Consider the following 10,533-nt stretch of genomic DNA (forward strand, 5'->3'; position numbering starts at 1 on the left):
CCAGGCGCTGAAGAGGGGGCACTCCCCCGCGAGCATGAGCACGAAGCCGCTTATGCCCTAGCCTCCGCGTCCTGAACGCACATGGGATAATCGCCCTATGAGTTTTTCTTCTGTTGAGTTCACGCGTGCACCTGAGGTTTCGGCTGAGTTTACGGGCAGGGTGCGCGGCCTGTTGTGTGCGTCTGCGTTGGGTGATGCGCTGGGTTATCCGTTGGAGTTGTTGTCGGCTGAGCAGATTGCGGAGCGTGCCCCTAAGCCGTGGGAGTCGGCGTTTGGTGAGCTGCTGGTCAGTGATGATACGCAGCTGATGTGTTTCACTCTGGATGGCCTGACGGAGGTTTTGGAGTGGAATAATGAGGGCACGGCGGCGGATGAGTTGGCGTGTTTGTGGTTGGCGTATTTGCGGTGGTTCCGCGGTATTGGTGATGTTCTGCCGGAGTCTGCGCCGTTTTCGTTGGATCGTGAGATTGATGGGTCGGCAGAGTTGACGGCTCGTCGTGGTCCGGGTGCGGCGACGTTGCGGGCGTTGGGTACCGGTGAGATGCAGTTGGTGTCGAAGTCGGTGAATCCTGATGCTTTGGGTAGTGGTGCGTTGGTGCGTTCGGCGGCGTTGGGTGTGTTGCCAGTGGCGCAGGAGCGTACGGTGGTTTTGTTGGCGGTGCGTGCGGCGGCGTTGACGCATGGGCATCCGGAGGCGTTGGCTTCGGCGGCGGCGTATGCGTTGCTGGTTCGTGACCTGTTGGCGTCCCCGGCTGGCTCGTTTGATGCGTTGTTGGATTCTGCCCGCCGTGTGCTTGACTGGTGCGGCACGGTAGCGGCGGATGATTCGATTCCGGGTGATGCTGCGCGTACGGCTGCGGCGCTGAGCCGTGCCCTTGAGCTGCTGGAGCGCGGCGTGGTGCCGGTGCCGCAGGCTGTGGCGGAGCATTTTGGTACGGGTTGGACGGCGCCGGAGCTGTTGGGTGTGGCGTTCTGGTGCGCGGCGGATGCCATGAAGGGCCTGTCTGCTGATGCCGATGAGGCGACGGTGCGTGGTGCTCTGTTTGAGGAGTTGTGCCGTGCGGTGTCGGTGGATTCGGATTCGGATTCGGTGGGTGCGATGACGGCGGCGTTGTGGGCGGCGGCTGGTTTGCCGGTGTCTGGCGGTGAGGCTGATGCGTGGTCGCAGGCGCTGGGTCGTGTGCGCGGTTTGGATCAGGTGGAGGCGGTGGCGGACCGCTATCTGCACCAGCTGGGACTGTAGCGGCGCTGAACCTCAACGGCATAGCGGCGATGCGTAGCGGGGGCTCCGTCCTCGAAGCGCCTGGCCCATTCATTTATTGGGGCGCTGAAGAGGGGGCACTCCCCCGCGAGCATCGTCCACAAGCCGTCGCAACAAACTGCCTAAGGGTACAGAAAAGGCTCTCCGGTATTTCGGAGAGCCTTTTCTGTATGTGCAACTAAACCTTACGGCGTAGCCGGTCACGCGGAGCGGGGGCTCCGTCCTCGAAGCGCCCCCAGGCGCTGAAGAGGGGGCACTCCCCCGCGAGCGGGAACCGGTGCGCCGTCTGTAAGGACAAGCGCACGGAGTCCGGCCCCGCACTCCCCTGCGAGCATTGTCCGCGTGCCGGACAGCAGACCAGCTGCACGAGCATCCGCCAGCACGTTAGAACCGCTAGCTATGAACTTTTTTAGTCCAGGTAGTCGCGCAGTACCTGCGAACGCGACGGGTGACGGAGCTTAGACATGGTCTTGGACTCGATCTGGCGGATTCGTTCGCGGGTCACGCCGTAGACCTTGCCGATTTCGTCGAGGGTCTTGGGCTGGCCGTCGGTCATGCCGAAGCGCATTGCGACCACGCCGGCTTCACGCTCGGAGAGGGTGTCGAGCACGGAGTGGAGCTGTTCCTGCAGAAGGGTGAAGGACACTGCGTCTGCGGGGACGACTGCCTCGGAGTCCTCGATGAGGTCGCCGAATTCGGAGTCGCCGTCTTCACCGAGGGGGGTGTGCAGGGAGATGGGTTCGCGGCCGTACTTCTGGACTTCGATGACCTTTTCGGGGGTCATGTCGAGTTCCTTGCCGAGTTCTTCGGGGGTGGGTTCGCGGCCGAGGTCCTGGAGCATCTGGCGCTGCACGCGGGCGAGCTTGTTGATGACTTCTACCATGTGCACGGGGATGCGGATGGTGCGGGCCTGGTCTGCCATTGCGCGGGTGATGGCCTGGCGGATCCACCAGGTTGCGTAGGTGGAGAACTTGAAGCCCTTGGAGTAGTCGAACTTTTCGACGGCGCGGATGAGGCCGAGGTTGCCTTCCTGGATGAGGTCGAGGAAGAGCATGCCGCGGCCGGTGTAGCGCTTGGCGAGGGAGACTACGAGTCGCAGGTTGGCTTCGAGCAGGTGGTTTTTGGCTCGCTTGCCGTCGTGGACGACCCAACGCAGGGCTTTCTTGAGGTCTTTGTCCATGTCGGGGTTTTCAGCGAGCTTGTGTTCGGCGTAGAGGCCTGCTTCGATGCGCTTGGCGAGGTCGACTTCCTGCTGTGCGTTGAGCAGGGAGACTTTGCCGATTTGCTTGAGGTAGTCCTTGACGGGGTCGGCGGTTGCGCCGGGGGTGACGACGCGCTGTGCGGGTGCGTCGTCGTCGTCGTTTGCGGTGAGGACGAAGCCGGAGCCCTTGGCTGCTACTGCTTCTGCGGCCTTCTTTTCTTCTATTTTGGCTGCGGTTTCTTCGTCTTCTTCGTCGGTTTCGTCTTCGCCGTCGGTGGTTTCGAGTTCTTCGTCGAGTCCGAGGTCGAATTCGTCGTCGCTCTTTTTGCGGCGGCCACCGGTCTTGCGCTTGGTTGCGGTTTTGGTGGTGGTGGTGGTTTTGCGGGTGCGCTTGGGCTTGTCTGCCTCGGTTTCGGCAGTAGTTTCGGCAGTGGTTTCAGCACCGGTTTCGGCGGTTGCGCCGGTGGTGTCTTCGGTTGCCGCTGCGGCTTTGGTGGTTGCCTTCTTGGTGCGGGTGGTCTTGGTGGTGGTTTTTGCGACGGTTTCTTCGGTTGCGTCGCCGGTCACGGTCTTCTTGCTGGTTGCAGGTGCCACTAGAACCCTTTCTGGCTTGTGGTGGGGTGTTTTGTTTGCAAAACACCTAAGACCCTGTCAAGTCTGTGCTGGCGTCCTCGGTCGGGGTGTTTGCTGCGTTTGTCCGGTTTAACGCTGTGGGGGCGGGTTTTATTCCGCGTGCGTTGGGCGGTTTGCAGGGTTCCGTTGCTCGTTGTGTGGAGCGGTTTGAGGGCGCGTTATAGCGCATTGACTGTACGGGGTCAATATATAAGTATTGCAGATTTTTGGTTGCTTTCAACTTGACGCGCTGTTTGGGTGGCTTGTGGGCCTGGTTTTGGGTGAGTGCGGCTGTGTGCGGGAGGGGCGTGCCCGGCGGCGCCCCCCTCCCCTGCTTTTGTTGTTGGTTTATTCCTTTCTGGTTTTATGCGCTGGGCTTTCGCGGTTTGAGGGTGCTGATGGGTTCGCGGTGTGTTCCGGGTTCGCCGCAGATGGTGTATTTGATCCAGGCGGGTAGGTTGCCTGCGTTGAGGTGTACATCGAGGATGTTGAGGTCCTTTCCGAATGTGTGGCGGTGGGCTTCTTGGCGGAGCATGCGGGCGTAGGTGCTGTAGCCCTTGTACCAGTTGGCCCAGGCTTGGGTGTTGCGTAGTTCGGCGTATTCTCCGTCGGTGCTGTGGGGTGTGAGCAGGCTGGTGAGTAGTTCGAGTGCGTTGAGGCGTGCCCAGTGGGGGCTGTCTAGTTTTCCTTTGAGGGCGTTGAGGTAGTGGGTGTAGACGGCGTGGTGTTTGGTGAGGTATTCGCTGTTGGTGCAGCTTTCGTCGATTCGTTGTTTGAGGTTTTCGAGTTTGTTGTGGGCGTTGTGGTCTTTGGGGTGTTCCTCGAGGCGTGGGAGCAGGTCGCGGCTGATGGTGTTGAGTTCGGCGGCGCTGGCGAGGTCGGCGGGGGTGAGGTTTTCGAGTGCCCAGCCGTTGAGGTTGGTGTGCTGGTTGCTGCGGTTCTGTTGAATGCTGCGGCTCTGCTGAATGGTGCGGTGGGTGCGGCGGATCCAGTCTTGCCATTGCACGCATTTTTCGGGCACGGCGCGTACGTGTGCCTGTTCGGTACCGGGTGTGGCGCTGAGTGCGTGGGTGAAGCTGGCGGGGATGTAGGTTTTGCGGGTGATGCGGGTGCCGTAGCGGGGTGGTTCGAGCGGCGCGCGGTCGGGGCTGGGGTATTCGCCGCCGAAGGCGTGGTAGGTGTATTGGGCGGAGTAGTGCAGGTAGGCGAGCGCTTTTTGGGCGTGGTTGAGCCCGTAGCCGGCGAGGTAGGTGAGCATTTCGGCGGTGATGGGGTTGAGGGTTGCGGGTGCGATGGAGGCGCGTAGGTGCCCGGCGATTTCGGCGGGGATGAGTTCGCGGAGGGCGTCGCCGATGGTGGGCGCGTCACCGGTGATGGGGTTGCCCGCGTTATCGACCGGGTGGGTGGTGAGCAGGTGCGCGGCGGCGTTGATGGCGGCGTCCCAGTAGCAGAGGTCGATTTGGGCTTGGCGGTAGATGGTGCGAATGTCCTGGCGGCGGGCTTCATCGTTCCGGGTGGTGTTGGTGCGGGTGTTGTCCCAGAGTTCTACGGCGTTTTCCCAGTCGTGGCGGATTTCGGGGTTGGTTGTGGGGTCGGTGTCCCAGGGGCTGTGGGCGTAGTTGTGCTGGGCGGTGTCGGCGATGGTGTCGCCGTGGCGGGTGAGCCAGGTGTAGTAGCCGCTGTGGTGGATTTCTTCGATGGGTGCGAGGAGGGTGAGGGCTTGCTGTTCGGGGTTGAGTGCCCAGATGCTGGCGCCTCCTGCGTAGATGACGTCTTCGCAGCGTAGTTCGCTGACGATGCGCGGGTCGTGGAGCAGGTGGAGCCAGGTGTTGATGTTGATTTGGGTTTCGAGGTCGTTATGGATTTCGTCGATGGTGGCGAGCTGGGCGGTGTCGGGGTTGAGTTGGCGTTGGCGTACGGTGTTGTCGCCGTCGATGATGATGGCGTAGAAGCGGGTGAGGGTTTCGCCGTTGTGGCTGGTGGGGAGTTTGGTGAAGGTTTCGTGGAGGAAGTCGGCGCGTTCGGGCAGGGTGCAGGGTTCGTCGGGTAGGTTGACGCGCAGGCTGGGGCCGAGGGTGTTGTCGGTTGCGGTGAGGATGATGAGTGAGTGGTCGGGCCAGTAGCCGTGCTGGTGGAGGGCGCAGCTGAGCACGTCGTATTCGTTGCGGATGGGCGGGGGCGTGTCGTAGCCGCTGTTGGGGATATTGCCGTTGGAGATGTTGCCATTGGGGATATTATTTGCGTTCATGCCTTCACGGTGGCATGGGTTGCGCGGGTTCGGGGTTAAACGAATAAATCTGTGGATACTTCGGTTCATGTGTCCGAAGGTTCCACAGATTTATTCGTATTGTTCGTTTGTTTACCGGGGTTTGTCCACAGCGGCGCGGGGTGCCGCGTCATAATTTGTCACGCAATATCTGTCAGGCACTATCTGACGGGCGGTATCCCCTACTGCGCACGCTTTACTGTTCGTCGAGGAACCGCTCGAAGAGCGCACCAATCTCGTCGCGGCTGGGCACGTTGTGCGCGTCGCGTCGCGAGAGGGGAACCGCAATGTCGGAGGTGCGGAAGTTCTCGTCGTAGTTCTCTTCCATGGTCGTAATCATGCGACCAATTTCGGGGTTCTGCTTGACCTGATCGTTGATCTGGCTGTGCACGTGGCGTGCGGCTTCGCGCAGGTTCTCGGTGGGTAGGGAGAGGTGCGCCGCCATGCCCACGTGTTCGAGGGCAGTGAGGGTGCCCTGCGGCAGGTCCGCCTCCGAAATGTACTGGGGAATGTTCACGCCGAAGCCGACGGTGTCGATTCCGTTTTCGGTGAAGAGCACTTCCAACAGGTTGGTGACGGTTGCGTGCACGTCCGCGCTGGGCTTCCACGGGGAGATGCCGCGAATCAGGTCCTTGCGGGAGCCGTGCGCGGTAATCGGGAAGGGGCGGGTGTGCGGCACCGGCATGGGGAATGCGGAGACCAGCACGACCAGGGAGGGCTTGACCCGCTGGGCGATGGTCAGCACCGCCTTTTCGAAGCGCTGCCACTGCAGGTCCGGTTCGGCACCGGTGAGTAGCAGGAACGGCTTGTCGAGGCTGTCTTCTACGGCGTAGAGCTTCAGCTGCGGGTATTGCGGCTTTTCGAAGTGGTCTTTTTCGTAGCGGATGTAGGGGCGGCGGGCGCGATAGTCGTGCAGCTGGTCGCTGTCGAACTCGACGATTTCAATGTTTTTGAGTTCGCTGAGTAGCACCTGCCCGAGCTGACCTGCGGTGGAACCTGCGTCTTGCGGGCTGGAGAGGGCGATGACGAGGGTTAGCCCGTGCATCCTGGGGTCGTCCAATATTTTGGTGTTGGCTAAGTAGAGATCTTCGGGGTTGAGCATTACGCCTCCTCACTTCTGTCTGGTTCGCGTCGCGTTCGGGTGGGCTTAGTGTTTTCTGCCGGTACCCGAGGTGTTGGGGCGAAGGGGCGTCTTCTGTTATCTGACGCTTTCCGTAGTCTTTCATTTTATGCCACTACTGCCCTGTCTCGACAGTGCGCGGGCTTTTCTCACAGTAGGTGAACTTGTTTGATGTCTCGTCGACGTTCTTAAGAGGTTACAGCTCGGCTTCTTGTGCGTTTTTCTGCCCTGCAAGCTGTTTGGGAGTGAGAGCTGAACCTCACGCACTCCTACATATCCGTGTAGAGTAGAAGCAGTAGTCCGCGCGGCTTTGCGCGGCGGTATTCATCCTCACTCTTCGAGGGCCTACAGTTGAGTTTTTCGGGCGCGAGGATGTGCCCCGACTATTTTGAGAAGACATACGCAAAGGAGTAACGATGTCTCTGTCTCTGTCTATTCACAGCACCGACCTTGAAGCGCTCGAAGCTGACGTTCTGGTTCTGGGCGTTCTGAAGGGCGCTGACGGTGCGTACCTGGCGCCGAGCTCCCTGTCTGAGGACTCTGTTGAGGGTATTAACGAGCTGCTGGAGGCGCTGGGCGCCTCGGGTGCCCCCGATCAGCTGCTGCGTCTGCCCGGTCTTGAGGACACCGGTGCCGGCATTGTGGCGCTGGCGGGTCTGGGCTCTGATACTGCTGAGGGTCAGGAGCGTTTGGACGCTCTGCGTTACGCTGCTGGTTCTGCGGCTCGTCAGCTGGTTGGTTCCGCTGAGGAGATTGCTTTCGATTTCGGTGTTTCTTCGGTAGAGGAAATTGAGGCTATTGCTCACGGCGCTGTGCTGGGTAACTTCGTTGAGGAGGGCCTGCGCGGCAAGACTCAGGACTCGATTAAGGAAGAGATCGATTCCATTCTGATTGTTTCCTCGATTGACCAGGAAGAGGCTGAGGAGGCTCTGGTTCACGCCCTGGTTCTGGGTGAGACCGCTAAGGACGCTCGCCGCCTGGTGAACCTGCCTCCGTCGCACCTGTACCCGGAGACTTTCGCTGAGTTCGCTGCTGAGGTCGCTGAGGATTACGCAAACATTGAGATTGAGCTGTTCCACCACGACCGCCTGGCTGAGGAGGGCTTCGGCGGCATTTCCGGTGTTGGTCAGGGTTCGCCCCGCAAGCCGGTTCTTGCCGTTGTGAAGTACACCCCTGAGAACCCGAAGGCTCACGTGGCTCTGGTCGGTAAGGGCATCACCTTCGATACCGGTGGTAACTCGCTGAAGCCTGCCGCTTCGATGATGACCATGAAGTGCGATATGGCGGGTGCCGCATCCGTTCTGAACGCTGTGCTCGCTTCTGCTGAACTGGACGTTCCGGTTGCTGTGACCGGTTACCTGTGCCTGGCTGAGAACATGCCCGGCGGCCACGCACTGCGCCCGGAGGACATCATCACCATGCGTGATGGCCGTACCGTTGAGGTTCTGAACACTGACGCTGAGGGCCGCCTGGTCATGGCTGATGGTATTGCTCTGGCTTCTGAGTCGAACCCGGACGTCATCTTGGATATCGCTACCCTGACCGGTGCCGCTATGGCTGCTCTGGGTCTGCGCACCGCGGCTCTGCTCGGTGACGAGGAGATTCGTGACCGCGTGATTGCAGCCGGTGCTGCTGCGGGTGAGTCTTACTGGCCGATGCCGCTGGAGTCCTACCTGCGTAAGAGCCTGGAGTCCCCGGTCGCTGACATCAAGAACATTGGTTCCCGCTACGGTGGCGCGCTGACTGCGGGTCTGTTCCTGAAGGAGTTCGTGGGCGAGGGCATCCCCTGGGCTCACCTGGATATTGCGGGCCCCGCGTTCAACGAGGAGGCACCCTACGGCTTCACCCCGAAGGAAGGTACCGGCTTTGGTACCGCTACCCTGGTGAACTTCATCCAGTCGTACGCTAAGTAGCCTGTAGCTTTACTGGGCGCGCGGCATCACTAGGTACGTGTCCGTGCGCATCCACCAGCATAGACATCTGCCAGCATAGAGCTGATCAGAGGAGGGCTTTCCGGTATTTCTACCGGGGAGCCCTCCTCTGCGTCTGTTCTCGGACACGTTCTGTGCGACCGCTGTGGTGGTCCTGCCATCTGACTGTTCCCTGCCATCTGACTGTTCTATGACGCGCCGCTTTTCTTGAGTGGTGAAAAATTTGCGCTGTTTGGGTGATTAATCGGCTAAAACCGCCCTGAGTGAACTTAAACGACCGCCAACGGGGGTATTGTTGTATTAAGTGTTTTTCTGCGTACGCGGAGGGGCGCGCGATTTTTTGTAAGTCGCGGGCCTTTCGCGCATGCTGGGGAACCTACCAATAAATTGGTAAAGAACTCATTGCAGGGGTCTTTAGCCCCCACAACTATGCAAGGGAGCAATATCGTGGCTCAAGAATTCGACATCCTCATCCTCGGCGGCGGTTCCGCTGGCTACTCTGCAGCTATTCGCGCACGCCAGCTAGGCTTCACCGTCGGCCTGATCGAGAAGGAAAAGGTCGGCGGCACCTGCCTGCACACCGGCTGTATCCCCACCAAGGCGTACCTGCACGCTGCTGAGCTGGCTGAAGAGGCACGCGAGGCGTCCAAGGTTGGCGTTAACGCTGTGCTGCAGTCCATCGAAATGGGCAAGGTTCGCGATTACAAGGACGGCATCGTCTCCGGTAAGTTCAAGGGTCTTGCAGGCCTGCTGAAGATGAAGGGCATTGAGATTATCCCCGGCGAGGGTAAGCTCACCGCTCAGGACACCATCACCGTCGGCGGTGTTGAGTACAAGGGTAAGAACATTATCCTGGCATCCGGTTCGGTCTCCAAGACCTTCGGTCTGCCCATTGAGGGTCGCGTTCTGACCTCCACCGAGGCACTGGAGATGGACTACCTGCCCAAGAGCGCTATCGTGCTCGGTGGCGGCGTGATTGGTTGCGAGTTCGCATCCATGTGGAACGCTATGGGCGTTGACGTCACCATCATCGAGGGCCTGCCGAACCTGGTCCCCAACGAGGACCCGGCTATCATCAAGGTTCTGGAGCGTGCGTTCAAGAAGCGCGGCATCAAGTTCAACACCGGCACCCTCTTCGAGAAGGTTGAGCAGGACGCTAACGGTGCTAAGGTCACCCTGGCTGATGGCAAGGTCTTCGAGGCAGAGATTGTTCTGGTTGCTGTTGGTCGTGGCCCGAACACCGCAAACATGGGCTACGAGGAGCAGGGCATCCCCATGGATCGCGGCTTCGTTCTGGCTAACGAGCGTCTGCACACCGGTGTGGGCAACATCTACGCTGTTGGCGACATCGTCCCCGGCGTTCAGCTGGCTCACCGCGGTTACCAGCAGGGTATCTTCGTTGCAGAAGAGATTGCTGGCCTGAACCCCACCGTTGTTGAGGACATCAACATCCCCAAGGTCACCTTCTGTGACCCGGAGATCGCTTCCGTTGGCTACTCCGAGCCCAAGGCTAAGGAGAAGTTCGGCGCTGAGAACGTTGAGACCGCTGAGTACAACCTGGCTGGTAACGGTAAGTCCGCTATCCTCGGTGCTACCGGTATCGTGAAGGTTGTCCGCCAGAAGGACGGCCCCATCGTTGGTGTTCACGCTATTGGTAAGCGCATGGGTGAGCAGATTGGTGAGGCTCAGATGTGGGTTGCTTGGGAAGCATTCCCCGAGGACGTCGCTAAGTTCATCCACGCACACCCGACTCAGAACGAGTCCCTGGGTGAGGCTGCAATGGTCCTGAACGGCACCCCGCTGCACAGCGCATAAATTTTGCTGACTGGCGTTAGCGCGTCAGCTTAGTATTGACGACCGTTGGTCGTTAGCGGTTGCCGGGCGTATCCGCTGAACAACGCCCCTATCCGGATGCGCGTCGACGTGCTTCGATGCATGCGGCGCGCATCCGGGTCGCCGCTCACATTTTTCTAGTTCAAGCATTCACAAGGAGAACGGGAAAGATTATGTCCCACACCGTAGTACTGCCCGCACTGGGCGAGTCCGTGACCGAGGGTACCGTTACCCGCTGGCTCGTTGAGGTCGGCGACACCATTGAGGTTGACGCACCCCTGGTTGAGGTTTCCACCGACAAGGTTGACA

At 60.2% G+C, this 10,533-nt stretch carries 7 protein-coding genes; 4 read left to right on the top strand and 3 right to left on the bottom strand.

Annotation, left to right across the window (positions count from 1 at the left end):
- Nucleotides 1–97 precede the first annotated feature (97 nt).
- Entirely contained in the window at nucleotides 98–1,243 is a 1,146-nt protein-coding gene (locus HMPREF2879_RS02795) for an ADP-ribosylglycohydrolase family protein (RefSeq protein WP_070634768.1), read from the top strand.
- Nucleotides 1,244–1,670: 427 nt separating this feature from the next.
- Here HMPREF2879_RS02795 and HMPREF2879_RS02800 read toward each other — a convergent pair whose 3' ends face one another.
- From HMPREF2879_RS02800 to HMPREF2879_RS02810, 3 genes are all read right to left on the bottom strand, one after another.
- Nucleotides 1,671–3,056: an RNA polymerase sigma factor gene (locus HMPREF2879_RS02800; RefSeq protein WP_049349549.1), complete on the bottom strand. Its 1,386-nt coding sequence runs from the start codon at nucleotides 3,054–3,056 to the stop codon at nucleotides 1,671–1,673.
- 382 nt (nucleotides 3,057–3,438) lie between these two features.
- Nucleotides 3,439–5,322, bottom strand: coding sequence for a metal-dependent hydrolase (locus HMPREF2879_RS02805; protein WP_070634769.1), 1,884 nt, complete (start codon nucleotides 5,320–5,322; stop codon nucleotides 3,439–3,441).
- A gap of 214 nt (nucleotides 5,323–5,536) precedes the next feature.
- Nucleotides 5,537–6,442, bottom strand: a complete 906-nt coding sequence (locus HMPREF2879_RS02810; RefSeq protein WP_005505492.1) for a PAC2 family protein — start codon at nucleotides 6,440–6,442, stop codon at nucleotides 5,537–5,539.
- 434 nt (nucleotides 6,443–6,876) lie between these two features.
- Here HMPREF2879_RS02810 and HMPREF2879_RS02815 point away from each other — a divergent pair, with 434 nt between their 5' ends.
- From HMPREF2879_RS02815 to HMPREF2879_RS09305, 3 genes are all read left to right on the top strand, one after another.
- Nucleotides 6,877–8,373 carry a leucyl aminopeptidase gene (locus tag HMPREF2879_RS02815; protein WP_070634770.1) on the top strand — a complete coding sequence of 499 codons (1,497 nt, stop codon included), beginning with the start codon at nucleotides 6,877–6,879 and terminating at the stop codon, nucleotides 8,371–8,373.
- 447 nt (nucleotides 8,374–8,820) lie between these two features.
- Complete coding sequence (gene lpdA, locus HMPREF2879_RS02820) at nucleotides 8,821–10,206, top strand: dihydrolipoyl dehydrogenase (RefSeq protein WP_070634771.1); 1,386 nt, start codon at nucleotides 8,821–8,823, stop codon at nucleotides 10,204–10,206.
- Nucleotides 10,207–10,397: 191 nt separating this feature from the next.
- Nucleotides 10,398–10,533 (top strand): biotin/lipoyl-containing protein (locus tag HMPREF2879_RS09305; protein WP_305793661.1); only part of this gene is annotated, 136 nt, incomplete at its 3' end.

The organism is Rothia sp. HMSC069C04, assembly GCF_001812895.1.
Taxonomy (GTDB): Bacteria; Actinomycetota; Actinomycetes; order Actinomycetales; family Micrococcaceae; genus Rothia.

Coding starts and splice junctions, on each gene's coding strand:
- lpdA (WP_070634771.1), top strand. CDS start 8,821: ATGCAAGGGAGCAATATCGTGGCTCAAGAATTCGACATCCTCATCCTC.
- HMPREF2879_RS02810 (WP_005505492.1), bottom strand. CDS start 6,442: ATGCTCAACCCCGAAGATCTCTACTTAGCCAACACCAAAATATTGGAC.
- HMPREF2879_RS02805 (WP_070634769.1), bottom strand. CDS start 5,322: ATGAACGCAAATAATATCCCCAATGGCAACATCTCCAACGGCAATATC.
- HMPREF2879_RS02815 (WP_070634770.1), top strand. CDS start 6,877: ATGTCTCTGTCTCTGTCTATTCACAGCACCGACCTTGAAGCGCTCGAA.
- HMPREF2879_RS02795 (WP_070634768.1), top strand. CDS start 98: ATGAGTTTTTCTTCTGTTGAGTTCACGCGTGCACCTGAGGTTTCGGCT.